General features: G+C 66.9%; 20 protein-coding genes and 1 tRNA gene. 10 read left to right on the forward strand and 11 right to left on the reverse strand.

All coding sequences use genetic code 11. The features are described from left to right. Window position 1 precedes the first annotated feature (1 nt). Window positions 2-1,111 carry an alpha/beta hydrolase gene (locus EF294_RS07500; RefSeq protein ID WP_123927654.1) on the reverse strand — a complete coding sequence of 370 codons (1,110 nt, stop codon included), beginning with the start codon at window positions 1,109-1,111 and terminating at the stop codon, window positions 2-4. 152 nt (window positions 1,112-1,263) lie between these two features. On the opposite strand from EF294_RS07500, the gene mqo reads away from it, so the two are divergent. The 6 genes from mqo to EF294_RS07530 all read left to right on the forward strand — a co-directional run bounded on the left by mqo (window position 1,264) and on the right by EF294_RS07530 (window position 9,253). After that, on the forward strand, window positions 1,264-2,787 hold the full coding sequence (gene mqo / locus EF294_RS07505; protein ID WP_123927657.1) for a malate dehydrogenase (quinone): 1,524 nt from the start codon (window positions 1,264-1,266) through the stop codon (window positions 2,785-2,787). Window positions 2,788-2,822: 35 nt separating this feature from the next. Beyond that, on the forward strand, window positions 2,823-3,320 hold the full coding sequence (locus EF294_RS07510; protein WP_123927660.1) for a GNAT family N-acetyltransferase: 498 nt from the start codon (window positions 2,823-2,825) through the stop codon (window positions 3,318-3,320). An 11-nt stretch (window positions 3,321-3,331) separates the two neighbouring features. After that, window positions 3,332-5,380, forward strand: coding sequence for a VWA domain-containing protein (locus EF294_RS07515; protein WP_123928267.1), 2,049 nt, complete (start codon window positions 3,332-3,334; stop codon window positions 5,378-5,380). A 101-nt stretch (window positions 5,381-5,481) separates the two neighbouring features. After that, a complete protein-coding gene (gene cobO, locus EF294_RS07520) occupies window positions 5,482-6,099 on the forward strand; it encodes a cob(I)yrinic acid a,c-diamide adenosyltransferase (protein ID WP_123927663.1) in 618 nt (205 codons plus the stop codon). Then, window positions 6,093-7,628: a cobyrinic acid a,c-diamide synthase CobB gene (locus EF294_RS07525; RefSeq protein ID WP_123927666.1), complete on the forward strand. Its 1,536-nt coding sequence runs from the start codon at window positions 6,093-6,095 to the stop codon at window positions 7,626-7,628. The genes cobO and EF294_RS07525 overlap by 7 nt, the downstream gene beginning before the upstream one ends. Further along, window positions 7,610-9,253, forward strand: a complete 1,644-nt coding sequence (locus tag EF294_RS07530) for a GAF domain-containing sensor histidine kinase (RefSeq protein ID WP_123927670.1) — start codon at window positions 7,610-7,612, stop codon at window positions 9,251-9,253. Before EF294_RS07525 ends, EF294_RS07530 begins: the two co-directional genes overlap by 19 nt. Window positions 9,254-9,269: 16 nt before the next feature. Here EF294_RS07530 and EF294_RS07535 read toward each other — a convergent pair whose 3' ends face one another. Next, window positions 9,270-10,010 (reverse strand): response regulator, encoded by a 741-nt coding sequence (locus EF294_RS07535; RefSeq protein ID WP_246007741.1) that lies wholly within the window; start codon window positions 10,008-10,010, stop codon window positions 9,270-9,272. 142 nt (window positions 10,011-10,152) lie between these two features. On the opposite strand from EF294_RS07535, the gene EF294_RS07540 reads away from it, so the two are divergent. From EF294_RS07540 to EF294_RS07555, 4 genes are all read left to right on the forward strand, one after another. After that, a complete protein-coding gene (locus EF294_RS07540; RefSeq protein ID WP_123927673.1) occupies window positions 10,153-11,148 on the forward strand; it encodes an acyl-ACP desaturase in 996 nt (331 codons plus the stop codon). Continuing rightward, window positions 11,145-11,468: a hypothetical protein gene (locus tag EF294_RS07545; RefSeq protein ID WP_123927676.1), complete on the forward strand. Its 324-nt coding sequence runs from the start codon at window positions 11,145-11,147 to the stop codon at window positions 11,466-11,468. Before EF294_RS07540 ends, EF294_RS07545 begins: the two co-directional genes overlap by 4 nt. Before the next feature lie 109 nt (window positions 11,469-11,577). Next, window positions 11,578-12,819, forward strand: a complete 1,242-nt coding sequence (gene cobA, locus EF294_RS07550) for a uroporphyrinogen-III C-methyltransferase (RefSeq protein ID WP_123927679.1) — start codon at window positions 11,578-11,580, stop codon at window positions 12,817-12,819. A gap of 99 nt (window positions 12,820-12,918) precedes the next feature. Next, on the forward strand, window positions 12,919-14,448 hold the full coding sequence (locus EF294_RS07555) for a DHA2 family efflux MFS transporter permease subunit (protein ID WP_123927682.1): 1,530 nt from the start codon (window positions 12,919-12,921) through the stop codon (window positions 14,446-14,448). 604 nt (window positions 14,449-15,052) lie between these two features. Here the strand turns inward: EF294_RS07555 and EF294_RS07560 are convergent. From EF294_RS07560 to EF294_RS07600, 9 genes are all read right to left on the reverse strand, one after another. After that, window positions 15,053-17,110, reverse strand: a complete 2,058-nt coding sequence (locus EF294_RS07560; protein ID WP_123927685.1) for a protein kinase domain-containing protein — start codon at window positions 17,108-17,110, stop codon at window positions 15,053-15,055. A 52-nt stretch (window positions 17,111-17,162) separates the two neighbouring features. Continuing rightward, window positions 17,163-19,820 (reverse strand): protein kinase domain-containing protein, encoded by a 2,658-nt coding sequence (locus tag EF294_RS07565; RefSeq protein WP_246007742.1) that lies wholly within the window; start codon window positions 19,818-19,820, stop codon window positions 17,163-17,165. A 105-nt stretch (window positions 19,821-19,925) separates the two neighbouring features. Then, on the reverse strand, window positions 19,926-20,843 hold the full coding sequence (locus EF294_RS07570; RefSeq protein WP_123927689.1) for a YfaP family protein: 918 nt from the start codon (window positions 20,841-20,843) through the stop codon (window positions 19,926-19,928). Between the two features lie 286 nt (window positions 20,844-21,129). Beyond that, a tRNA-Val gene (locus EF294_RS07575) sits at window positions 21,130-21,201 on the reverse strand. A 92-nt stretch (window positions 21,202-21,293) separates the two neighbouring features. Beyond that, window positions 21,294-22,046, reverse strand: a complete 753-nt coding sequence (locus tag EF294_RS07580; RefSeq protein ID WP_123927692.1) for a type II CAAX endopeptidase family protein — start codon at window positions 22,044-22,046, stop codon at window positions 21,294-21,296. A gap of 4 nt (window positions 22,047-22,050) precedes the next feature. Continuing rightward, on the reverse strand, window positions 22,051-23,109 hold the full coding sequence (locus tag EF294_RS07585; protein ID WP_246007743.1) for an NAD(P)H-binding protein: 1,059 nt from the start codon (window positions 23,107-23,109) through the stop codon (window positions 22,051-22,053). Window positions 23,110-23,206: 97 nt separating this feature from the next. Next, window positions 23,207-24,190: a helix-turn-helix transcriptional regulator gene (locus tag EF294_RS07590; protein WP_123927698.1), complete on the reverse strand. Its 984-nt coding sequence runs from the start codon at window positions 24,188-24,190 to the stop codon at window positions 23,207-23,209. Between the two features lie 63 nt (window positions 24,191-24,253). Next, window positions 24,254-25,921: a serine/threonine-protein kinase gene (locus EF294_RS07595; protein ID WP_123927701.1), complete on the reverse strand. Its 1,668-nt coding sequence runs from the start codon at window positions 25,919-25,921 to the stop codon at window positions 24,254-24,256. A 12-nt stretch (window positions 25,922-25,933) separates the two neighbouring features. Beyond that, entirely contained in the window at window positions 25,934-26,362 is a 429-nt protein-coding gene (locus tag EF294_RS07600) for an alpha/beta hydrolase family protein (protein ID WP_246007744.1), read from the reverse strand. Window positions 26,363-26,592: the final 230 nt, after the last annotated feature.

The raw sequence follows: 26,592 nt of genomic DNA on the forward strand, positions 1-26,592 counted from the left end.
GTCACCGTCCTTTCGTGGTCGTGGCGACGTTGAATGTCCTCGCGAGCCAGGTGTCGACCTCGCGGTAGGCCTGTTTGCGCGAGTGGGCGACCGACAGGAAGACGTCATGGCGGGCGTCGGTGATGGGGACGGTCGTCACCCGGTTGCCCAATGAACCGCTCCAGGCCGCGATCTGAGCGACGTCGAGGACGGCGTCGGCGGCGTCGACCGCGCTTGAGTAGCTGCGGCTGAAATGTGTCTTGTCCGAACGCAGGACGAGCGCCGGCACGCCGACGTTGATGCCGTGGTGGAGCCTTCGCTGCGCAGTGCGCACCGCGTTGAGGAAGCCAAAGGTGACCGGGAAGCCCCCCATCGGCTTGCGCTCGAGGTCGTAACTCCACTCGCCGTGGGCGCCCTCGTGCAGGCTCTCGCCGTAGGCCGCTGAGAGTTCTTGTGGAATAACACTTTTGGGTCGGACGGCGGAGATCGTCTTGATCAGCATGCTCACCGGAAATGTGCGTAGCAGTGCCTCGCCCTGCAGATCGAGCCAGGGGCTGTTCAAGATCAGTCCGGCGATGCGGCGGTGGCGGTCGGAGTCGTGGCGCCGCAATCGATCCAGCCACATCGCGGCGATCAGTCCCCCGGTGGAGTGCGCACCGACGATGATCGGCTCATCGGGGCCGAGCTCGGCGCTGATGAGGTCGATGGCCGCATTGAGTTCTTGGTCGTAGACACGCAGATCGGTGGTGTAGTGCGGCGTGTGGTGCGATTGGAGTGATCGGCCGCACTTGCGCAGATCGATCGCGTAGAAGGCATACCCGAGGTCGGCGAAGTGATCGGCGAGCGGCTGGTGGAAGAAGTAGTCGGTGAACCCGTGGACGTAGAGCACCGCGCCGTGCTCGGTGTGGCGGTCGGCAGCGGGGCGTCGGATGAGCGTCGCGGTGATCGGATCCTCGTCGTCGGGATCGGGTCCCAGCGTGATGGTCACCACCTCGTATCGGTCGAGGAATCGGTCGGGCGCCCAGTCGGGCGTGTCGGTGCTGGTGGCTGTCGCGGCGGGAGACTGCTGGGTAGCCGACTCCTGGGAAGTGAGTTGGTCGGCGCTGTCGGTACTGGCGCGGGAAGACGTCACGAATCCACTCTAGGCCGCTGATGAGAGGTGCTCGTCGATGTCGCCCAGCCCACAGTTGCACGGAGTACTTGCGGCGGGGCGTCACCGATGGGGGACAATGGTTGTCACGAGAGAGGGCGAGGGTCGTCCCGGCTGCATGAATTGGGGTCCAGGTGTCTCAAACGGTGATCAAGACGGATGTGGCGTTGGTGGGTGCGGGCATCATGAGTGCCACGCTCGGCGCACTGTTGCGCCAGCTCGAACCCACGTGGTCGATCAGCCTGTTCGAGCGGCTCGACGCAGCTGCCGCGGAGAGCAGCGACCCGTGGAACAACGCAGGCACCGGCCACTCGGCGCTGTGTGAACTGAACTACACCCCCAAGACCGCCGACGGTGATGTCGACATCGACAAGGCGCTCAACATCAACGAGCAGTTCCAGGTTTCCCGCCAGTTTTGGTCGTACGCCGTCGACAACGGCATCCTCACCTCGCCCGACGAGTTCATCAATCCGATCCCGCATGTGAGCTTTACCCATGGCCAGGCAGGTGTGGACTACCTGCGCAAGCGTCACGAACGGCTCTCGAGCCAGGTGCTGTTCGAGGGCATGGAGTTCATCGACGACCCCAGTGAATTCACCAAGCGGCTGCCGCTGATGTCGACCGGGCGCGATTTCTCCGACCCGGTCGCACTCAACTGGTTCACCGACGGTACTGACGTCGACTTCGGCGCGCTGACCCAGCAACTGCTGAACTTCGTGAGCCAGGGCGGCGACATCCACTTCGGTCACGCGGTGACCAATCTCGACAAGCAGTCCGACGGCAGTTGGATCGTCAAGCTCAAGAACCGCCGCACCGGAGAGAAGTGGTCGGTGCATGCCAAGTTCGTGTTCGTGGGGGCCGGTGGCGGCGCGCTGCACCTGCTGCAGAAGTCGGGGATCGCCGAGGCCAAGGGATTCGGTGGCTTCCCGGTTTCGGGTGAGTTCTTCCGGTGCACCAATCCGGATCTCATCGACCAGCACCAGGCCAAGGTGTACGGCCAGGCGGCGGTCGGTGCACCCCCGATGTCGGTGCCGCACCTCGACACTCGCGTGATCAACCACAAGAAGGGGCTGCTGTTCGGCCCATACGCGGGATGGTCGCCGAAGTTCCTCAAGAGCGGCAAGATCACCGATCTGCCTGCGTCGGTCAAGCCGGGCAACCTGATCCCGATGATGTCCATCGCGCCCAAGGAGTTCGGTCTGCTCAAGTACCTGATCAGCGAACTGGCTGCGAGCCCGGCCGATCGGGTCAAGACGCTGCAGGAGTTCGTGCCGCGTGCGCTCGGATCGGACTGGGAACTGATCACCGCCGGTCAGCGTGTCCAGGTGATTCGTAAGACGGGGAGGGGAGGCTCGCTGGAGTTCGGCACGGCCGTCGTCGCCGCCGCCGACGGCACGATCGCGGGTCTGCTCGGTGCGTCGCCCGGTGCCTCGACCGCGGTGCCCGCGATGCTCAGCGTCCTCGAGCAGTGCTTCCCGACCGAGTACCGGTCGTGGACACCGAAGCTCACCGAGATGATCCCGTCGTTCGGCCGGAAGCTTTCCGACAACCGAGACCTGTTCCGGCAGGTGTGGGACTGGACCAGCGCGAGCCTGGAGTTGTCCGGCAAAGCATCACTGATCTCCGGCGACGAACCGGTGGCCACCACTGCGGGGTGACTGACCCCACTCGGTCTGAGATAGTTGGCGACATCATGACGTCATCGAGCCCACGTACCTACCGCCTGCAGTCTCGATCGGCCGCCGACATCGACGCCGCCACGCTCTACCGCATCCTGAGAGTGCGGGTCGACGTATTCGTGGTCGAGCAGGCATGTCCGTATCCGGAACTCGACGGTCGTGATCTCGAGCCGTTGACGCGCCACTTCTGGTGCGTCCCCGACGTCGAGGCAAGCGCCGACACGGTGGCCGCGACGCTGCGGCTGATGCAGGACGGGTCCGACGCCGACGGTCGACCGGAATTCCGGATCGGCCGGGTGTGCACCGAGCGATCCCATCGGGGGGAGGGACTGGCCGCACGGCTGTTATCGGCGGCTCTTGAGGAGGTCGGCGATCACGTGTGCCGCATCGAGGCCCAGACCTACCTGACACAGATGTATGCGGCGTTCGGCTTTCGCGCCGACAGTGACGAGTACCTCGAGGACGGCATCCCGCATGTGTCGATGATCCGCGTCGCCGGGAGCCGCCGGTGAGTGCCGAGACGATGAGCCCGGAGACCCTCGTCACGGTGGATCCGTCGTCTCGTCCGGTGATCCGCTACCCCTTCACCGCGGTGGTGGGGCAAGAGCGGCTCAAACTTGCACTCATCCTCAGTGCCGTTTCGCCTGGTATCGGGGGTGTCTTGATCCGTGGGGAGAAGGGCACCGCGAAATCCACCATCGTGCGGGGACTCGGACCCCTCATCGGTGAGGGACGGGCCGATCAAGCGGCTCGGGTCGTCGAGTTGCCGATCGGAGCCACCGAGGACAGGGTGATCGGGTCGCTGGATCTGACGCGGGTCCTGCGCGACGGCCAGGCCGAGTTCACGCCGGGGCTGCTCGCTCGTTCCGACGGTGGTGTGCTCTACATCGACGAGGTCAACTTGCTTGCCGATCATCTCGTCGACGTGCTGCTCGACGCGGCCGCGAGTGGTCGAGTCACCATCGAGCGTGACGGCGTCTCGCACACCCAGTCTGCCGACTTCGTCCTCGTGGGCACGATGAACCCCGAAGAGGGCGAACTGCGTCCGCAGTTGCTGGACCGGTTTGGGCTGGCGGTTGACGTGAGCGCGGGTCGTGATGTGGACGAGCGGGTCGAAATCGTCCGTCGCAGGATGGCGTTCGACGCCGACCCCACTGCATTCGCGGCTACCTATTCCGATGCCGAAGGGGAACTGGCGCAACGGATCGCACAGGCCCGACGCCTCGTCGACGACGTGGAGCTGCCGATCGCGCAACTTCGACGGATCGCCGGTATCTGCGCGCACCTGCAGGTCGACGGACTGCGCGGCGACATCGTCGTCGCGCGCACGGCAGCAGCACACGCGGCGTTGCGCGGCGCATCCGGCGTCGACACCGACGACGTTCGCGTGGCGGTCGAACTCGCACTGCCGCACCGGCGCCGACGTAACCCATTCGACAAGTCGGGCCTGGATGATCAGGAGCTCGCCGACGCACTCGCGGCCGGTGATGAGGCGGCAGGCCCCGACGAGCCCCCGGAGCCCCCGGATGGCGATGGGCCGGACGGGAGTGCGCCGACAACCGATCGGCCGGAAGGCGGTGGCCCGGACGGCTCAGCAGCCAACACCGCCGAATCATCCACGCGGACTGACGATTCGGGTGTCGGCGATTCGACTGTCGACGGTTGGGTACCCGGCGAGCCAAACTCCGAAGCCTCGGGTCCGACCACCCCGGGACCGCGGCCGGGCGGCGTGTTCGGTGCGCCGGCCGACTCGACAACCGCGCCGCGCGTGCGCAGACTCACCGTCGCCGGGATCGGCGACGGTGAGCCGGGCCGGCGCTCGGCGGCCCGCAGCCGACGCGGATACACCATCACCACGACGGAATTCGATGCCGGGACCCCGGTCCACCTGTTCGGCACCGTCCTGAATGCCGCCGGCCGAGGGATCGGGGAGGACGGACGAGTGCGCGTGCGTCGAGAGGATCTGCGCGGTGGCCATCGGATCGGGCAGGAGAGCAACCTCGTCGTCTTTGTCGTCGACCTCAGTGGATCGATGACCGCTCGTCGCAGGCTCGCAGCGGTCAGCGGGTTGTGCGTCGATCTGCTGCGCGACTCCTACACCCGACGGGATCGGGTGGCGGTGATCGTCGCCCGCGGTGCCCGCGCCGAACTGGTCGTTCCGCCGACCAAGTCGGTCGACATCGCCGTGCGCCGGCTGTCGTCGGTCCGGACTGGAGGACGCACCCCGCTGGCCGAGGGTCTACTGGCCGCCGACGAGTTGATCGCCCGAGGCCGTCGTATCGAACCCCAGCGACGTCCACTGCTCGTGGTCCTGACCGACGGGCGCGCCACCGCGGGGCCGGACGCCGCCGCACGCGCTCGTGCTGCGGCCGCATCGATCGGACGGCAGGGAACTGCCGGGGTCGTCGTCGACTGCGAGCAGGGCATGGTGCGACTGGGTCTGGCCGCCGATCTCGCCGCCCACCTGCGTGCCGATCTGATCCCGATGGACGATCTGGGGGTGGCGGCCCTTGGCCGGTGGGTACGACCACACATCGCTTCGGCGGCGCGAGACGCGCCTCCGGCGGCCTGAGCGCACGCCGCCGGCACGCAATCCGGACGGCCTCACCGCTGCGCCGGGTGTGACACCCTGGACACACAACCGGATTCGATCGGCGAACAAGGAGTAGGCACGTGCCGCAAGGCGTTCCCACCGCGATACCCGACGACGGGCTCACCACCCGACAGCGACGGAACATGCCGGTCCTGGCCGTGCACACCGGCGACGGCAAGGGCAAGTCGACGGCGGCATTCGGGATGGCGATGCGGGCATGGAACGCCGGCATGCGGGTGGCGGTGTTCCAGTTCGTCAAGAGCGCCAAATGGCGGGTTGGAGAGGAATCAGCGCTGACCGCGCTCGGCGAGATCCATGAGTCCACCGGGCAGGGCGGGCCCGTCCAATGGCACAAGATGGGCCAGGGGTGGTCGTGGCTGCGCGCCAACTCTGATGCAGCCGAGGATCACGCCGAGGCGGCCCGCGCGGGGTGGGCGGAGATCGCACGCCGGCTCGCCGCCGCCGAACACGACTTCTACGTCCTCGACGAGTTCACCTACCCGTTGCACTGGGGGTGGATCGACACCGACGACGTCGTCACCGCGTTGCGGGAGCGGCCCGGACGCCAGCACGTCGTGATCACCGGCCGCCGCGCCCCACAAGCACTCCTCGACTCCGCCGACCTGGTCACCGAGATGCACAAGATCGCCCACCCCATGGACGCCGGACGCAAGGGGCAGAAGGGCATCGAATGGTGACCGGCCCATCGTCGATCCCGGCTGTGGTGATCGCCGCGCCCGCCTCGGGGAGCGGCAAGACGACGGTGACCACCGGCCTGATCGGGGCGCTGCGGGCCGCCGGGCACCGCGTCGCGCCGTTCAAGGTCGGACCCGACTACATTGACCCCGGCTACCATGCCGTGGCCGCCGGCCGGACCGGACGCAATCTCGACCCGAACCTTGTCGGTGCCGACCTCATCGCGCCGCTGTTCTCCTGGGGCACCCGCGGTGCCGACATCGCCGTCGTGGAGGGGGTGATGGGCCTGTTCGACGGCCGCATCACCGGCATCGGTGCCGACGAAACCCATGACCCCGATGATGCTGACCCGAACGGGATCGGCTCCACCGCACAGGTCGCCGCATTGATCGGCGCCCCGATCGTCCTGGTGGTCGACGCCGCCGGGCACAGTCAGTCCCTGGCCGCGCTACTGCACGGCTTCCTCGGTTTCTCGCCGACGGCCCGGATCGCCGGGGTCGTCCTCAACCGGGTCGGCTCTTTCCGGCACGAGGCGGTGCTCCGCCAGGCGTGTCGTCGCGTCGGACTTCCGGTCTTCGGTGTGCTGCACCGTGATCCGAGCCTCACGGTGCCCTCACGGCATCTCGGCCTCATTCCGGCTGCCGAACGCAGCGCCGACGCGGTGGCCGCGGTGGCGGCGATGACCGCGACCGTGTCGGCGGGCCTCGACGTTCCCGCGATCGTCGCCGCCGCGCGTACCGGCACCACGCCGTCAGCATCGGCGTGGACACCACACGACACACTGGCCGAGGTCCGCGGCCCCATCGAACCGCCCGCGGTCAAGCCCATCATCGCGGTCGCCGCCGGTGCGGCGTTCACCTTCGGTTACGCCGAACATGCGGAGATGCTCCAGGCCGCAGGCGCCGAGACCATCGACGTCGACCCGCTGACCGACCGGCTACCCGACGGGACCGCCGGCCTCGTTCTCGGCGGTGGGTTCCCCGAGGAACACGCCGGGGAGCTGTCGTCGAACGCACAGCTGCGCGAGGACATCAATGCGTTGGCCCGATCCGGTGCGCCGATCCACGCCGAATGCGCCGGACTGCTGTATCTGTGTCGTGAACTCGACGGGTTTCCGATGGCCGGGGTGATCGACGGTGTCGGGCGGTTCGGTCCGCGCCTGACCCTCGGTTACCGCGATGCAGTCGCCGTCGCCGACTCGGTGCTGTACCCGGCGGGCAGCCGGGTGACCGGCCACGAGTTTCATCGATCGACTGTCGAACTCACTGCGGCACAACCTGCCTGGGCGTGGCGTGACGGAACGGGGCGCCCGGCCACCGACGGCATCGGGGCGGGCTCGGTCCACGCGTCCTATCTTCACGTGCATCCGGTGGCGGTACCGCGCGCGATCCTCCGATTCGTTCGGGCCGCCGAACATTTTGCAGCACAGCGGGTCTCACCGAGTGCGCCTGCGGGAATCCGGCATCGAGCGCCGCATGTCGCGACCCGACGACGAGAGGAAGAAGCGCAGCCATGCCGGCCGGTGAGGTGACCAAGGCTCTCGACGCACTCGCGTCGCACGGCATCGATAACCCCGACATCCTGCGGGATCTGCTCGAGGCGGTGCTCCTCGTCGGGCAAGGGCTCGAACTCGACCATGCGCTGCAACGCATCGTCGAGGTCGCCGCTGGTGTGGTCGACGCCCAGTACGGCGCCCTCGGTGTCCGCGGCCCCGACGGCGGTCTGAGCGAGTTTGTCTGGACCGGGATCACGCCGCAGCAACGAGCGCTGATGGGGGCACTGCCGATCGGTCGTGGTGTGCTCGGGGTGCTGATGGACGACCCGCATGTGCTGCGAGTGCCCGATCTCGCACAACATCCTGCGTCGGTGGGGTTCCCGCCGCATCATCCGCCGATGACCACCTTCCTCGGCGCGCCGGTGATCATCCGCGGGTCGATCTACGGTCGCATCTATCTGACCGAGAAACGTGGCGGCGCCGGGTTCTCCGAGATCGACGAGACACTCGTCGCGGTTCTCGCGGTGGCCGCCGGGATCGCCGTCGACAACGCGCAACTGTTCGAGCGGGCCCGCACTCGACACCGGTGGATGCAGATCCTGGTGCGCCGCGGGTCCGAGCCGCTCGCCGGAATCGCGTTGTCGGACACCTTGTTCCGGATGTGCTCGGATGTGCGCGAACTCGTCGATGCCGTCGACGTGTACCTGATCACCGACGACGAGGGCGAACTGACGGTGGAGGGCGCCACCAGCCCCGGGCTCGATCCGACGGTGCTGAAGGTGCCGTTCTCGTCGGAGATGACGGTGCTGCCCACCGATGAGGTTGGTCCGGGCCTGACCGCCCGGGGTGCTCGATGGGTGACGCTGCAGCCGTTGCACCGGGTGTCGGGAATCCTCGGGTGGGTGCTTATCACCTCCGAACGCAAGCCGTTTTGGGAGGAGGAGGAGATCTCCGGTCTCGCCGGTGTGGCCGAGATCGTCTCCCTGGCCGTGGTGTACGCCGAACAGCAACAGATCGCGCGCGATCTTGAGGTTCTCGAAGATCGGCACCGGATCGCGCGCGACCTCCACGATCACGTCATCCAGCGGCTATTCGCCATCGGCATGTCGGTGCAGACCCTGCAGGCAGCCCGGGATAACGGGGCCGTTGACGACTCGGTCAGCAACCGTCTCGAACAGGTGATGACCGACCTCGACTGGACCATCGCTCAGATCCGCACGTCGATTTTCGACTTGCAGACCGTCGCCGGTTACCACGACACCTCGACACTGCGCCGGCGCGTACTCGACATCGTCTCCGAGTTGTCAGCACACGCGCCGATCGCGCCGAGTGTGCAATTCGTCGGACCGGTCGACACCGTGGTGCCCGACACGCTTGGTCCGCACATCGACGCGGTGCTGCGCGAGGGGTTGTCGAATGCGTTGCGACACTCCGGCGCCGAACACATCTCGGTGTCGGTCAGCGCCGACGAGGTCCTCCGCGTGGAGATCAACGACGACGGTGTCGGTATCGACAAGTCGGTCACCTACCGCGGACTGGCCAATCTCACCCGTCGTGCCGAGGAATGTGACGGTACCTTCGATATCGATACTCGGGGTGGCACATCACGCGGCCACGGTGGGACGACATTGACGTGGTCGGTACCGCTGACCCCGGCCTGAGGCGGCTCGAATCGCCTCAGACCTTGCCGTCGCGGATCTTGGTGGCCATCACCGCGACCTGAGTGCGGCGCTGCATGTCGAGCTTGGCCAGGATGCGCGAGACATAGTTCTTGATGGTTTTTTCCGCGAGGAACATCTTCTCTGCGATCTGCCGGTTGGTCAGGCCGTCGCCGATCAGATTGAAGACCTCGCGTTCCTGATGGGTCAGTTCGGCAAGCGGATCGGCCTGCGAATTACCCTCCCGGAGTTTGGCCAGCAGGGCGGCGGTACTGCGATCGTCGAGTAGCGACCCACCGCGACTGACGGTGCGAACCGCGGCCACCAGGTTGCGACCGAGGATCTGTTTGAGCACGAAACCCGATGCGCCGGCGAGCACCGCCGCAAGCAACGCGTCGTCGTCGGCGTAGCTCGTCAGCATCAGGCAGCGCACCGACGGATCGACGGCGCGCACATCACGACAGAGCTCCACCCCGTTGCCGTCGGGCAGCCGGACATCGAGGACGGCAACGTCGGGTCGGGCGGCGAGGATGCCGACCCGCGCCTCGGTGACCGTCGCCGCCTCACCGACCACCTCGATGTCTTCGGCGGTGCCGAGAAGGTCACGCAGTCCGCGCCGAACGAGTTCATGGTCATCGACGAGGAACACCCGAACGGGGCGTTCGGGATCGGCGTCGTCGTGCTCTGCGGCGGTTGGGGTCTGCGGTGTCGGTGGCGCGACGGTCGGTGTGGCCTTGGATGGGCGCGGGTCGGTGGCCATGACTCGAAATTACCGCACATGATGACGCAGAACGCGACGTCGGTCCTCACTCATCCGGGACCTTCGGCTCACTCGCGACCTGGTGAGGTTGCGCGAGAGTGGAACCCACGGGTATGCGAATCACCAACGGAGGAGCTGCGAAGTGACAACCCTGATCGGATCCGCGAGCGACACCGAAATGACCGGGTCGGACCTGCTGCGTGAACTGCTGCCGGTCTGTGAGGCCGAGGTCGAGCGTCACATGAAGATGACCAATGACTGGCATCCCCACGATTACGTACCGTGGGACGACGGTCGCAACTTCGCCGCGCTCGGTGGCCTCGACTGGGATCCCGAGCAGTCGAAGCTGTCCGAGGTGGCCAAGGCCGCGATGGTCACCAATCTGCTCACCGAGGACAACCTGCCGTCGTATCACCGGGTGATCGCCGAGAACTTCACCCTCGACGATGCGTGGGGCTTCTGGGTGGGGCGTTGGACCGCCGAGGAGATGCGGCATTCGACGGTGATGCGTGATTATCTCGTCGTCACGCGAGGCGTGGATCCCGTGGAACTCGAAGAGATCCGCTTGCAGCACATGACGCATGGATTCAATCCGCTGCCCGAGGACGACGGTCAGCGCGATCACAGCTTCGACATGCTCTTCGCGGTCAGCTACGTCAGCTTCCAGGAACTCGCGACACGTGTGAGCCATCGCAACACCGGCAAGGCCTGCGGAGACCCCATCGCCGATCGCATGCTGGCGCGTGTGGCGGCCGACGAGAACCTGCACATGCTGTTTTACCGCAACATCGTTGCCGGTGCGCTCGACCTCGTTCCCGATCAGGCGATGTGTGCGATCTACGGCATCGTGTCGAATTTCCAGATGCCCGGTGCCACCATGCCCAACTTCCGCCGCAACGCCGTCCTGATTGCCAAGGGCGGTATCTACGATCTCCCGCAACACCTTTCGGAGGTGGTGATGCCGGTGCTGCGCAAGTGGCGCATCTTTGAGCGCGACGACTTCGGCCCACTCGGCCAGATGTATCGGGACAAGCTCGCCGAGTATCTCCAGGAGATGAGTGTCAAGGTCGAGAAGTTCGAACGTGCCCGCGAGCGCGCGCTCGAACGCGAGGAGCGCAAGGCCAGGGCGGGCGCATGACGGTAATCGACAACCCGCGGAACCCGTTGGCCGACGACGTTGATGGATGCCGGCCGCGTTACCGCTCGTGCGACTCGGCTCCGGTGGCGCCCGACGTACCCGACGGTTTCGAGGCGGCTATCGCGATGGCCGAGGCGGCTGCGAGCCACAATCCGACGTGGTGGAACGAGATCCGGGCCCATGCGGCCGATCCGGCGTCGGGGGAGTACTGCAGTTCGGTGTTGCTCGGTGCGCTGCTCGAGGCGTCGGCGCACCGACTCGGTGTGCCGGCGGCCGATGTGTGGGCACACATTCGCCGGACCGGCGAACTTCCCCTGTAACCGATCTCACCGGGTGAGCGGCTGACTCCGACGGCGCCGGGCGAGCGCCGCTCGCACACGGAGCGGTCTGAGCGCTGCCGATCGCCGCGCAGTCGGTACGGTTCTTCTCATGTCTGCCGCCGCACACCCCGGATCAGGTCATCCCCACTATCTGTCGGGCCTGGACCTGATGGGCCGCAAGGTCGTCGTGGTCGGCGGGGGATCGGTCGCGCAGCGACGCCTGCCGAACCTGCTGGCGGCGGGGGCGCAGGTGCACGTGGTGGCTCTCGAGCCGACGCCCGCCGTCGAATCCTTCGGTGGCATCACCCTGCACCATCGCGCATACGCCGACGGTGACCTCGACGGCGCCTGGTATGCGATGGCCTGCACCGATGACCCCGAGGTGAACGCTGCGGTGGTCGCCGAGGCGGAGCGTCGGCACACGTTCTGCGTGCGCGCCGACGACGCCCGGTTCGGCACCGCGGTGACCCCGGCTTCCGGGCGGCACCGGGACATCCAGTTCGGGGTTCTCGCCGGCGGCGACCACAAGTTGTCGGCGGCATTGCGAGCGGCGATCAGTACCGCGCTGGCTGACGGTGATCTCCGCGTCGACGAGCCCCCGCACCCGCCCGGTGTGGCACTCGTCGGCGGCGGGCCAGGCGACCCTGACCTCATCACCGTCCGCGGACTGCGGTTGTTGATGGCCGCGGACGTGGTGGTCGCCGATCGACTCGCACCGCCAGAACTGCTTGCGGCGCTGGGCCCGCAGGTCGAGATCATCGACGCTGCGAAGGTCCCGTACGGGCGGGCGATGAAGCAGGAGGCCATTAACGACGTCCTCGTCGCCAAGGCCACGGAGGGCAAATTCGTCGTCCGGTTCAAAGGCGGCGACCCCTACGTCTACGGTCGCGGCTTCGAGGAATTGCAGGCGTGTGTGGCCGCAGGTGTCCCGGTGACGGTGGTCCCGGGCATCGCGAGTCCCATCTCGGTGCCGTCGGCCGCAGGTATCCCGGTGACCCATCGCGGGGTGACGCACGAGGTGGTTATCGTGTCGGGGCATGTGGCGCCCGATCATCCCGACTCGCTGACCGATTGGTCGGCGCTGGCACGACTGCGCGGCACGGTCGTGCTGATGATGGCGGTGGAGCGGGTCGAAAAGTTCGCGCAGGCGCTGCTGTCCGGTGGACGAGCCGCCGACACTCCGGTCGCGATGATCGAGAACGGCTCACTGCCCACCCAACGCGTGCTCCGCACCGATCTCGCGCACGCCGCGCAGACCGCACAGAGTGAGGGCCTACGCCCACCGGCGATCGTCGTCATCGGCGACGTCGCGGGCTTCACCGACGCCGAGGACGTGCTCGCGTTCGCCTGAGAAACCGCCGACCGGGCGCGGCCCCGCGACACTCAGAGGACACCGATACGTCAACGGGGATTGGCATAGTCGGACCTGTCAGCGGTAGCGTCGACCGGTATGTCGACATTCTCGGCGTCGAGCGATGCCACCACGGCGCCGTCGGATCAGTACCGGCCGGTGTTCGGTCTTGCGATCCTGGTGCTGTCGGGGATGCAGCTGTTGATGGTGCTCGACGGCACCGTCGCCGCACTTGCCCTGCCGCGCATCCGAGACGGCCTCTCGCTGAGCGAGTCGTCGGCGAACTGGGTCATCACCAGCTACGTACTGGCCTTCGGCGGGCTGATGCTCCTCGGCGGCCGCCTGGGCGACGCCTTCGGTCGCAAACGGATGTTCATCGTGGGCGTGGCCGCGTTCACTGCGACCTCCCTGCTGTGCGGGGTGGCCTGGAACGAGGAGTGTCTGGTCATCGGCCGAGCGCTGCAGGGCGCCTCGGCGGCCATCGCCGCACCGACTGCCATGGCGCTGGTCGCCACGACCTTCGCACCCGGGAAACCGCGGAGCCAGGCCTTTGCCATCTACGCCGCGATGACGGGCGTGGGGTCGGTCGCCGGACTCATCCTGGGCGGCGTGCTGACCCAGATCTCCTGGCGTCTGGTGTTCCTGATCAATGTGCCGATCGGACTCGCGGTCGTGGTGGGCGCGCTGTTCGCCCTGCGCGAGTCGCAGGGCGAGCGGATGCCCCTCGACGTTCCCGGTGCGGTGTTGGCCACGCTGGGCTGCACCTTGCTGGTGCTCGCGGTCAGTGACGGGCCCAACGGGTGGGGCAGTCCCATGGTCGTCGGGTCGTTCATCCTCGGTGGGCTGGCGTTGGTCGCCTTCCTCATCTGGGAGCGCCGCGCAGCGAATCCGATTCTGCCGCTGCGATTGTTCGACAACAGCAGTCGGGTCGCGGCTCTCGGTGCGATCCTGCTGGCCAGCATGATCATGATGTGCATGGCGGTGTTCATCTCGCTGTACCTACAAGGAATCCTCAAGTACACGCCCATCCAGAGCGGTCTGGCGGTGGTGCCGTTCGCGGTGGGCCTCGGGGTGGCTGCGGCGATCGCCTCCAAACTCGCCCTGATGATCCAGCCGCGCTGGCTGGTGCTTGTCGGTGGTGCCGTCATCCTCGCCGGTTGCCTGTACGCATCATCGATCGCTACCGAGATGCCCACATACTTCCCGAGCATTGCGATTCCGGTCGTGGTGATCGGCTTCGGTGTCGGCTTCGCCGTCATCCCGCTCACCCTGTCGGTGATCGCCGGGGTAGAGCCGACCGAGATCGGCCCGCTCACTGCACTGGCGCAGGTGGCCCAGAATCTCGGCGGTGCCGTCGGGCTCGTCGTGGTCGGTGCGATGGTCACCTCACGCGCGCTCTCGCAGGGGGGTACCACCGCACCGGTGGAAACGATGAACGCCACTCAACTCGCCGCTCAGGCCGACGGTTACGGGCTGGGGTTCGCGTGCTGCGCCGGGATAGCGGTCATCGCGGCCGTCGTCGTGCTGTTCATGCGGTTCACCCCGGAGGAGGTCGCCGAGGGGCAGGCGGCGCAGGAAGCCGCGAACGCCACACTCGAGGTCAACGACGTGAGTTCCCGGCAGTCGTAGCAGGGTGTGGTCAGTGCACCCAGCGCACCGAGATATCCTGCGGTCCGGTGGTGCATCACCCCTCGGCAGTGGTCAGGCCGGGTCGTCCCTCGTTCTGCGGCGCACTCCAGCGTACGGTTCTCGTGCGCACACCACCGACGTCGTACAGCGCCCCGGATCTGTGGCGTCGGCTCGAACCAACAGCCCGAGACGTGAACCCTGAGACGTGAACGTGTCCCGCCGACTCTGAGGAAGACAGAGCCGCCCTGGCAGGTGAGCGTTTCGTTCGGGTGCGGTGCAGGCGTGATAGCGGTGTCGAGGCGCTCGCACGGGAGTATCAGTAGCTCACTGTGGCGGGGTGGCGAGACGATTCGGTGCACGTCCGACCCCCAGTGTCCTCCGGTTGGGGGCGCTCACCGATTCACGAATATGGATTGTGGCCCATAATAATTCGTTGCGATTGCAACTACTTCCGGGTCAATTCCACACCCACACCGTTACCGGTTGGCACCGGTGCCGGGAACGCCGTGACCAGTCCGTCGGCGAAGCGTGTGGTGCGTGCCGCTGTCCCCGCGGAGGTGGGGTGGGCGACGACTGTCGACAACACGCCCGGCCGGCAGGAGTGTCACGGCCGGACGTTCACCTGAGTCGGCACCTTCCTGCTCTGGGTCGTTCCGTCGCCGATCTGGCCCTCGGAGTTGGGGCCCCAACAGAAGAGCTTGTCGTGCGCGATCGCGCAGGTGTTGTCGTTCCAGACGCTCACCGCGGTGACTCCGTCGATGCCGCGTACATCACTGGGGGTGGTCACGTCCTGGTAATCGTTGCGGTCTGCGCCCCAGCACTTCAGGGTGCCCGACCGTGTGATGGCACACGTGGATCCGCCCTCGGTCACAATGGAGGCGATGTCTGTAAGGACCTGGGTGGGCACCAATCGATTGGTGGTCGTCCCGTCACCGATCTGACCGGAGCCATTGTCTCCCCAGCAGAACGCGGTGTAGTCGGCGCGCCGTGCACAGGCAGAGCCTTTGCCCCAATCACTTCCAGCACTGAGCGACGCCGTATACCGAAGGTTCTTGACCTCGACGGGCGAGGCGCGCATCGCGGTGGTGCCATCGCCGAGTTGTCCGCTCGCGTTCTTTCCCCAGCAGTAGGCCTGGCCGTTGGCCAGCGCGCACGTGGAGTCGTCGGTGACCGAGATCTGGGTTACCGCCGATAGGGCTTCTACTTTGGTGGGCGCCGTGCGAGCAGTGGTTGTCCCGTCACCAAGCTGGCCATCTGAGTTCGATCCCCAGCAATAGAGGAAGCTGTCGGCGATCGCGCAGGTTGAGAAGGAGTTGGTGGCGATGTCGGTGACATTTGTCAGTCCCGGAATCTCCTTCGGTGTGAGGATCTGTTCGGCCGTCCCCCAGCAATAGGCCTTCTTCGAAGCGACCGCGCAGGTCCCGGAGCCGCCGACGGCGATGTCGGTGACATCGGTGAGTCCAACGACCTTGGTGGGTGTGGTGCGGTTGGTGGTGGTCCCGTCACCGAGTTGACCGTCGTCGTTCTGCCCCCAGCAGTAGGCGGCGCGTTCGTACACTGTGCACGAACTGAAGACGGACGTACTGACGTCGGTGAACGTCGGGGTGGTGGCCGCGGGCGGCGTCGAGTCGGTGCGGCCGACGGTCGCCACGGTGGCGACGACGGCTACGGCGGCAACCAGGAGCGCGGCCAGCGCCGACAACAACACGGTGCGCGTGCGGCGTCGTCTGGGTCGATGCGACTCCACGGTCGCTGCGTCTGGCGAGAGAAGTTCACTCGATCTGCCGACCGGATCGGTGGTTCCCCAGGGGGCGACCGCCGATGCGGCACCGCCGGGAGATCCGGCGAGAACCCCGGCGAGTGCGCGGGCGAAGGACTGGCAATCGGGGAATCGTTGGGTCGGGTCTTTGGCGAGAGCGCGCTCGAACACCGGGTCGAGGGCGGCGAGGTCGGGCCGTCGTGAGCTCAGTGGTGGCGCCGGCTTCGACAGCAGCGCGGCCATCATTGCCGAGGGCGTCGGGGCTTCGAAAGGCGCGGCACCGGTGAGTAATTCGTAAATGCTGCATGCCAGCGCGTACTGGTCGCTGAACGGGCCGGCGGGTTCGGCGTCGATCATTTCGGGAGCGGCGTAGGCCAGGGTGCCGATGAATGCCTGGGTGGCGGTCATCGACGTCGAATCGGCGAGCTTGGCGATGCCGAAGTCGAGTAGTACCACCTGTTCGATCGCCCCATCCGTCTCACGGGTGACGATGATGTTGGCCGGCTTGATGTCGCGGTGGATCACCTGGTGGCGGTGGGCGTAGTCGAGCGCCTCGCCGGTACGCAGGGCGACGACTCCGATCTCCTGATCCGACAGCCCTCCGGCGGTCAGGTCCTTGCCGTCGAGATAGGTCATGGTGAACCACGGCGAATCCTTCTCGACGCCGTAGTGGTGGATCGCGACGATTCCCGGATGATTCAACGAGGCCACGGTCCGTGCTTCATTGATGAACCGTTGCTGGAATTCGGTGTTGTCGGCGACGGTGACAGAGATGACCTTCATCGCTTCACGTCGGAGTAGGTGCGGGTGTTCGACCAGATACACCTGGCCCATGCCGCCCGCGCCGAGCTTGGCGAGGACCTGATATCCGGCAAAGGTGCTGCCCGCATCGAGTTGTGCCACTAACACATCCTCCTCAGTGCTCGTCCCGCGTCGGTGCACCAAATGTGCGCGCTCAAAAGGAAACCTCCGTGGGGCCGTCGACGTAGCCGGTTGACCCGAGACCGAGCTGGCCTTTGCTGTTGGAACCCCAACAGAACGTCTTGTGATCTGTACGTGCGCAGCTGACCGAGGACGCGGTCGTGACCTCGGTGACGGAGCCATCGATGCCGGTGATCTTGGCGGGAGTGGCGAAGTACCCGCGGGGATCGGAGTTGATCGAGTTGGCCGAGTTGATCCCCCAGCAGTAGGCGGCAGCACCAGCCACCGCGCATGTGGTCTGCGAGCCGAGTGCCACCGATGAGACGTCGGTCAGACCAGCGACCTTGGTGGGGACACGGGTGGTACGACGATCGGCATCGCCGGTTTGCTCGTAGGTGTTGTTTCCCCAGCACCACAGTGATCCGTCGCTGACGGCGCAGGTGGAGTTGACCGAGGTGGCGATGTCGGTCACGTGCGACACGCCGCCGATTCGTACCGGCGCGACGCGGTTGTCGAGCGTGCCGTCGCCGAGCTGACCGCGCTCATTGGAGCCCCAACAATAGACATCGCCGGGACGGGTCACCGCGCATGTCTGCGCCGAGTCGGTGGTCGCCGACACCACATCGCCGATGTTCTTCACCCTGGTGGGACTGGGCCGATCCGTGGTTGTGCCGTCACCAATCTGACCGTCGTGATTGGCGCCCCAACAGTAGGTTCCGCCGTCGGCGACGGCGCAGGTGGTGGTGAGGGAGGTGATGGCGTCACCGACGAGCGTGACGTCGGCGCCCACGGTCACCGATGTCACGTTGTGCAAGGAGTCCACCTTGGTTGGGTTGAGACTAGCGTTGGTGGTGCCGTTGCCGAGTTGTCCCTGGGCATTGCCACCCCAGCAATAGAGTGCGCCGTCGGCGATTGCGCAGGCGGATGTCCATCCGAGGTCAACGCTCGTCACCTTGCCCAGTCCGTTGACCTTGACTGGGGCCGATGAGTCCGTGGTGGTGCCGTTGCCGAGGACGCCATTGGTGTTGGAACCCCAGCAGTACAATTGTGCGTCGCGGATCGCGCAGGTCGCATTGTTGTCGGTAGAGATCGACGAGGTGGTCACCTGGGTGAGCGAGGGTTCGCGACCGACGACGAACCACGTTGCTGCGACCGCAATCACTGCGATCACAGCGACCGCAGCGAGTCCTAGCGCGGACACAAGCACGCGGCGACGGAGTCGTGCGCCTCGACCCGGCAGGTCAGCCGGGAGGTCCATCGGTGGCAGGGTGTCCGGCGAACCGAGGTGTGCGGTCCCCGTCTGTGGCGGCGTACCCGATTCCGGCGACGACGAGCCAGCGGGTGCTCCGGCAACCATCACCGTGGGCGGATCGCCGAATGAGCTCGGTGCCACACGTGCTCCGGTCGGCATTGGGGTGTCGGGTGTGACGGTCTGACCTGAGTGGGAATTCGATGTCGGCTCACCGAGACCGAGAGGCGAGGAGCCGGTGTCAGCGGGTACGACCGTCGGTGGCGCGGTCGCGTCGGGTGAGGGCTCGGCCTCCGTCGGTGCGTCTGGTGTGTCGGCGCCCGGCGGCACAGTGGTCGCGGGGAGTGTTGCCGGCGAGGGTGGATGTGGGGCAGGTATCCGGTCCGGTACGGGTAGTTGCCGAACAGGCGCCTGCGCCGGATTCTCCGACGAGGTGTCGACGGGTCGGGGGTGCGCCGGGGGTTCCGGCGTGACCACGGGCGCAATGGTGTCCGGCGCAGGCGTGTGCGAGCGTCCTCGGAACGACGACGGCGGTATCTCGGGCGCGGATGGCTGGTGCTGCGCGGCGGTCCGCGACGCGAGGGTGGCGACCGTTCCGACGAATGCCCGGCAGTCCGGGTAGCGCCGGGCGGGGTCCTTGTCGAGCGCGTGGCCGAACGCCACGTCGAGCATGGCGAGATCGGGACGCCTCGCGCTGATCGGAGGTGCCTGCCGGTGCAGGTGGCCCCCCAGGATCTCGGTCGGTGAAGAACTCGCGAAAGGCGTTGTGCCGACCATCATCTGGTAAAGGATGCAGGCCAACGAGTACTGGTCGGACGCGGGGCCGGCCGGGTGGCCCGCGATGACCTCGGGTGCGGTGAACTCCGGTGACCCCGACAGAGGGTTCAGGACGGGGCGGCCCGATAGCGCCAGTGTGCCGACATCGAGTATGGCGACCGTTCCATCTGTCGGATCCGGCCCGGCGGCACCGGGGAGCAGGATCTCGCCTGGCGCGAGGTCGCCGTGGACGATTCCGCGGCGATGGGCGTGGTCGAGGACGTCGGCGACCTGACCCGCAATGGCCAGGGCATCGGAGTCGGCGCGTCGGTCGGCGGTGAGCAGATGACCGTCGACGAAGCGGCTGGTGAACCAGGTGCGGCCGGACTCCTCGCCGTACTGCAGGAGCCCGCCGAGCCCCGGATGGACCAGCCCCTGCACTGCATGCGCCTGCGCGGAAAAACTGGACCGGAAGCCGACAGCATTGGGGTCGACGGCCAACAGCCGCATCAACACGCGACCGGAGCCGAGACGATCTGCGATGTAGACCTGTCCAAGTGCATCGGTACGGACGGGGCCGCTCAGATGATACCCGGCGACCATCCCCGAATTGCCCGCGTTCACACACTTCCCCTCGGCCAGGCGCTGATACGCCACCAGCGATTCCGGGATGACGATACCCAACACGTCGTCGCGATTGCTGCCGTAGTCGTTCAGGCGGGAGAGGGACGGCAGCCGGCGGTCCGGGTGAAGCGGGGTGATCTTCTGTTTGCGGGCAATCCGCGTGCGAACTCAGCCCACCTGGAAGGTGGTCACCTCACGGATCTTAGAGGTGTCGGCGGTACGCAACCCCGGGCCGGTGAAGGTTCCGGTGAAGGTACGTGGTTGTTGACCGCCTACGCTCACCGTCACCACATAGTCGGTTGCCGGCGTTCCGCACGAGGAATACAGGTTCACGTACACCGTGTAGGTGCCGGAGGGGGCTTGTGGGTAGGTGATGTTCTCGTTGCGTTTGCCGTCGATGTCGCAGTCGGCGTTGGAGTCGAGATCCAGAGTGCCGCCCGACGAGGACGCCTTGTTGTTGAAGTAGATCTTGTCGCCCGACGGCTCGACCAGGATGAGATCGAGGTCGCTGTCGACGGTCCACGATGTACTGACCTGGACAGCGCCGGTGCCGACCTTGAGTGCCTTGACCTCCTGACGCACCATCGGACCCTGCACCCCCGATGCGTCGACGCCCGCGAAGTAGAAGGCGAAATCCTCCGACGGCAGTTGCTGGGCCAGTGTCATCACCACCGCGGCGCTCGTCGTTGCCGACCCCAGTTTCAGCTCTGTGTATCCGGGCGCGGGTTGGCCGGTTGCCTTGCCATTGCGCTTGGCCTCCAACGCTATGCGCATGGAGGTGATGGGAGCCGACGAGGTGGTGTTCTGCAGGACGCTACCGCCGTTGATCGCCGTGACGTTGTCCGGCAGCCGCAGTGTCGGTCCCGCCGACTGCCCCGCGCCGAGCGTTCCGGACACCGTGGACGACGACCCGCCCGAGTCGTTGATCGCGGTCACGCCGGTGACGAAGCCGTCGATCGCGGGGCCCGCCGCGACGGGCGTGCCGCTGACGGAGCAGGCTGTCGTGAGGCCGAGGATGACGGTGAGGACGGCGATCGCGGACCGACCGGCACGGGACCGGCGGCTACGAACGTAAGCAGAAGACATGAGGACGATTAAAGCGACCGGAGAGGCAATCCGCGCGACAATAGTCGAACTGCGTGTGTCGTTGCGACGACGTTGATGATGCACCTCCGCGGATCTCTGTCACACACTGCAGGCGCACACCGGCCGGAGGCCGGAAGGGATGTCGTGGTGCGCCTGCATGAATCTTTCTCACACACTGCAGGCGCACACCGGCCGGAGGCCGGAAGGGATGTCGTGGTGCGCCTGCATGAATCTTTCTCACACACTGCAGGCGCACACCGGCCGGAGGCCGGAAGGGATGTCACAGTGCGCGCAAAGGGATTCGAACCCCTGACCGCTGGTGTGTAAGACCAGAGCTCTACCGCTGAGCTATACGCGCGTGGCAACGGCCGAGGCGGCCGTGCCAACTCACGAATGTAGCCGCTGAGGTGGCCTTCGCCCAAACCGGTTCGGGGTTCGCTGAAACCTGGCTCACACCCCGACGATGGGCGGCAGTGCGAACAGCACGATCACCGACCACACGACGTGGGTGCACAGCGGTGCGAGTACTCCTCCGGTCGCGCGTCGAAGCACCGCGCACACCGCGCCGAGGATCACCCCGGCGAAACCGAGCATCACATTGCCGCTGGCCATCGTCACGACGACATAGATGCCGGTCGACAGCACCAGCGGGTGCCACGGGCGGGCGGCGGTGTACACCGCCCCGCGAAAGAACAGTTCTTCGGCGGCGCCGTTGCCCAAGGTGATCGCCGCGATCGCGACGATACTCCCGGAATCGGCGTAGGCCAGCACACGATTGATCAGGTCGTTGAACGGGGGGATCAGGCGGGTGCCGAAAGCCCCGACGACGAAGCAGGCGCCGACCACTAGGCCCACTGTCATGCCGAGCAAAACCGCGTTGCGATGGGGGTGGGTGGGTACGCCGTTCACCGAGTGTCGACCGATAGCGGGGAACGACCCGGCCGGGACCGGGCCGGCGAGGAAACCGCCGACGACCCAGACCACACCGAGCGCAACGGTCAGCGGATAGAACCTGTTGTCGCCCGGGGTCGCCGACAATGAGAAGCCGAGAAGTATCGCGCCGATCACGAGCGTCACGCCGACGATCCATCGCCTCCGGGTCTGCCGTGCGGGCAGGTCACCATTGCGGTCGGTGCGCAGTTCGTCGATCAGCTCGGCGATCGCGCGCCGGTGTTGGACAGGGCTCTGGGTTGGTGAGTCCACGTCGTCAGACTGGCAGCAATGCGCGGCCGAGTCGACCCGCCGACCCGAACACGCCGCCGATCCTGCGTCGTACGCGTGGCCAGTCGCCCCCGGCCCAGGCCGGGTCGGTCGATGCCAGGTGATGCGGATCAACGAGCGCGCAGACCGACCGGGGAGCCGGTGACGCCACCGACGCCGCGACCGCGTCGCGCATCGGCGTCAGCCCTCCCGCGGGTGCCGGCACCAGCTCCCGGATGCGGTGCTCGTTGGCGCACATCGGGTGATCGAGGGAGGTGATGAGCTCTTCGGTGAGCGCAGACGGGATGGGAACGAGTAGTCCGGCGACCTTGCCGGCAAGACGCGTCCCGATGAAGGGCACCCACACCCGCACCTTCGGCATGCGGATCGTGTCGAGATAGGCGACGAGCACCGAGTGATACCGACAGGCATCGGGGCCGGCGATGTCGTAGTCTCCGGCGGGCAGCCCGGGTTCGCAGGCGGCGGTGAGGTAGTGCAATACGTCGCGAATCGAGATGGGGTCCATGGGGTTTCGCGTCCACGACGGCTCCGGGATGACCGCGAGGCGGTCGCCGACGTAGCGGATGATCTCGAACGACGTCGACCCGGCGCCGAGGATCACCGCTGCGCGCAGCCACACCAACTCCGGACCGTCGGGCAGCCGGAGGGCCTCGCCGACATCGGCTCGGCTGCGCAGGTGATCGGACAGATCCTCGTTGTCGGGGACGAAGCCACCCAAATACACGATGCGGGTGACATCGGCGTCACGCGCGCCCGACGCGAGGTTCGCGGCAGCGTTGCGGTCGGCATCGGCGAACCCTGACTGCCCGATCCCGTGAACGAGGTAATAGATCGCATCGAGTGGCCCGGCGGCGGCGAGTGCTGTCGTCACCGATTCGGGGTCGTCGACGTCCATCGATACCGCGGTGACCGCGTCGAACCAGTCGAAATCGGTCAAGCGGTCCACATTGCGGGAGGATACGACGACCTCATGTCCGGCGGTGAGTAACGAGCACACCAACCGCGAGCCGACATATCCACTGGCACCGGTGACGAGAAGCCTCACGAGGACCACTGTAGATACCCCGATCCGCTGCTGCCCGGGAACGCGGCGGGGACGTGGCGGAGTTGAGACGGAGCCCGCCCGCAGGGTCACGAAACGATCACGATGCTGCGTCGCACGCTCGCCGGTAGCGGGCGGCCACCCGCTCGTGGTGTTCGGCGACGCCGGCCAGCTCGTCCCGCAATGCGTCCGGGGACAACACAGTGAAATCGGCGTCGAAGGCGTGCAGCCACCTTGCAATCGAGGGGAGCGACGTGGAGTAGAGGGTCAGCTCGCAAGTCTGCTCATCGCCGGATTCGAGGGTGCCCCACGCATCGGAGACCATCGGACCGATGGTCTCCACCGGGGCGTGGATACGCACGCGCGCCGAGGATGTGCGATACATCGCGCCCAGGCTGCGCTCGAGGAACCTCGACGCCGCGCCCTCGGGAAGGGCGCGCGGGGTGAAGCGGGGGCCGGTCGGGATCTTGGGGTCCATCCGGTCCACCCGGAACGAGCGCCAATCGTCGCGGCCGAGGTCGAAAGCTATGAGATACCAACGCATCCCGTTGCGCACCAATCGGTAGGGTTCGACCTCGCGCCGCGACTCGGTGCCGTCACCACGCCGGTAGTCGAAGCGGAGCTGTTCGTGGCGATGGCAGGTCGTGGCGATATCGGTGAGAACTTCGGCCGACACCCTCACCTGACCCTCGGTGCGTGGCACGGCTTCCAGCGACAAAGAATCCAGTCGGTGGCGCAATCGCGACGGCATGACCTGGCGCAACTTGGTCAGTGCACCGGCCGAGGCCTCGGCCATGTCGGACACCGGCCCGGTCGTGACCGCGTCGAGCCCAAGGGCCACGGCCAGCACCTCCTGGTCGTCGAGGAGCAGCGGCGGCATCTCCGCACCTGCGCCGAGCCGATACCCACCGCCGACGCCGACGGTCGCGTCGACCGGATAGCCGAGCTCACGCAGCTTGTCGACGTCGCGTCGCACGGTGCGCGTGGTGATCTCGAGCCGGTCGGCGAGCTCCTGGCCGGACCACTCACGTCTCGTCTGGAGCAGCGAGAGCAGGTGCAGGAGTCGAGCCGATGTTTCCAGCATGCGCTCATCGTGCCGGACATTGCGGACCGATGGTGTCCTCGACAGGCGGAGAAGGCGGCTTTCTCACGCCCCGCATGCGCTCGGCGTGATGAATGTCGTCGGATCGGTGATGTTGTCGAGCCACTTGCCGTAGGCGGTGCCGCCGATCTGGTTGCGGACGCGGCAGATGTCGGCGGTGGTCCGTCCCGCCACCCGGTACACCGCGTAGATCGGATTGCCGTTGTCGTCGCGCGCCCGCAACGACGAGCAGGACTGGTCGGTGCGCAGGTAACTCGACCCGGGGAACGCGGTGAGATAGCCCTGGACCTCGCCGGTGTAGTTCGACGGATCGACGGCATTGCCGACCACGACGATCCCGGTGCCATCACATGCCGGCGTGCTGATGGGTGTGGCCAGGCCGAGATCGAAGGCGGCCCTCGCCGAACCGGTGGGCGACGTCACCGACGGCATCGCCGAAGTCGTGGTGGTCTGGCTCCCGGCGATGGGCGGTATCGCGGTGGACGGGGCGATCGTCGATGTGGTGGTGCGGTCGTTGCTGTCGGCGACGACGGGGACCCCGTCGTCGGAGTCGCGCAACAGCACCCATGCGCCGACTCCGATGCCACCCGCGAGCAGCACCGCGATGGCGACGAGGATCGCGAGTACGGGCGACCGGCGTATCGATGTCTGCGGATGGTGCTGCGGTGCATCCGGATACGGCTCGAAGTGGCGTGCGCCAAAGCCTGCAGCGACCTCTGTCGGAGAGTACGACGCCGGGTTGATCGCAGCCGGGTTCATCACAGCCGGGTTGATCGCAGCCGGGTTGATCGCAGCCGGTCGGTCGGTGGTGTGACTGATGTGCGGTGCTGTATGAGGTGCGAGCGGCGCGGGTGCCGCCGACGTGCCGGGCAATGGCGCACCGGGGGACACCGCGCCGGGGGATGCGAGGGCGGCGCGGGCCGCGTCGATCAGTGCACCGGCACTCGGGTACCGGTCACGCGGGTTCTTGGCCATGCCGCACGCGATGACCGGATCGAGCGCCGTGCCGGTCCGTGGTGGCTCGGCGTTGAGGTGGGCGGCGATGAGTTGCTCGAGGTTGGCCGCGGATGCGAAAGCTTGTGTCCCGGCAATGCATTCGTAGAGCACGCCGGCCAAGGCGTAGATGTCGCCGGCGGCGCCGACCTCGTCGGCGACGAATCGTTCGGGTGCCATGTAACCGAACGATCCGATGGCGGTGCCTGCGGTGGTCAGCCGTGTGTCGGCGGTGCCCTGGGCCAGCCCGAAATCGGCAAGATAGGCGAAGTCGCGGGCATCGACGAGCACGTTGTCAGGTTTGACGTCGCGATGCACCAGGCCGTCGAGGTGGGCTGCGTCGAGGGCGTCGGCGACCTGCGAGAGAATGGCCACCGCCCTCTCCGGTGCCAGTGTTGCGTGCTCGACGAGGATCGCGTGCAGGTCGCGCCCGGTCACCAGTCGCATGTCGATGAACAGCAGGCCGTCGATCTCGCCCCAGTCATGGATCGGGACGACGTGGGGGTCGTTGATCCGTGCGGCGATCCGTGACTCCCGCAGGAATCGGTCGCGGAACACCTGATCGTCGGCGAACTGGGGATTGAGCAGCTTGAGCGCGACCCGACGTCCCTTGCGGGTGTCGGTGGCACGGTAGACCTGACCCATCCCGCCCCGGCCCAGTAGTTTTTCGATGGCGTACGGCCCGAGCGTGGTTCCGGTCCGGTCGTCGATGGCGCTCATTTCGATGTCCGCCTACACCGTGAGTGGGTGGCGGTTGACGAACTGCCGGATCAGGGCCGTGGCCGAGATCCTGTCGCTGACGCCGGTCCGTTCCCGATGGGCCGACGATCCGGGCCACGCGTGGGCTCTGCCGGTGATGCGGTAGTGCGAGACTTCGCCGCCGACCGACCGGTACAGCGGCCAGAGGAACTGTGTGACAGCCGAATTGACGGGGACCTCCAGGGTCGTCGGTATGCACCCGTTGCGCACCGCCCACGACCGCGAGACGTCGACAATCGGCGCGTAGTGGCCGCCGAGCCGGCCGCCGTCACCGTAGTGGATCGTGGCGTCGGCGGTGCCATGGAAGTCGATGAACGACGCGAGTGCTTTGGACGCCGAGCAGCCGCGCAGGCTCTGCTCGTAGATCGCAGGCAGGTGCACAGGGTGGAATGTCCGTGTCACCCGTCCAACCTTAGTGGTGTGGCCGGTGTTCGCTGGGGGATGCGGCCCGTGGTGCGCATTCTGCGACCGAGGAGGTGCGGTGGGGGCGGCGTGCGCGTGTGCCTCGGACCTGGTGAGCCGAGCAGCGGTGGCCGCGAAGAGGCTCACCACCAGCATCGCGACGATCGACCCTGACTATGGTGTGTCTCCCAATTCCCTTTGCGGGTCTTGGCGGCCCGATTGCGCGCTGG

Source organism: Gordonia oryzae (genome assembly GCF_003797185.1).
Taxonomy (GTDB): Bacteria; Actinomycetota; Actinomycetes; order Mycobacteriales; family Mycobacteriaceae; genus Gordonia; species Gordonia oryzae.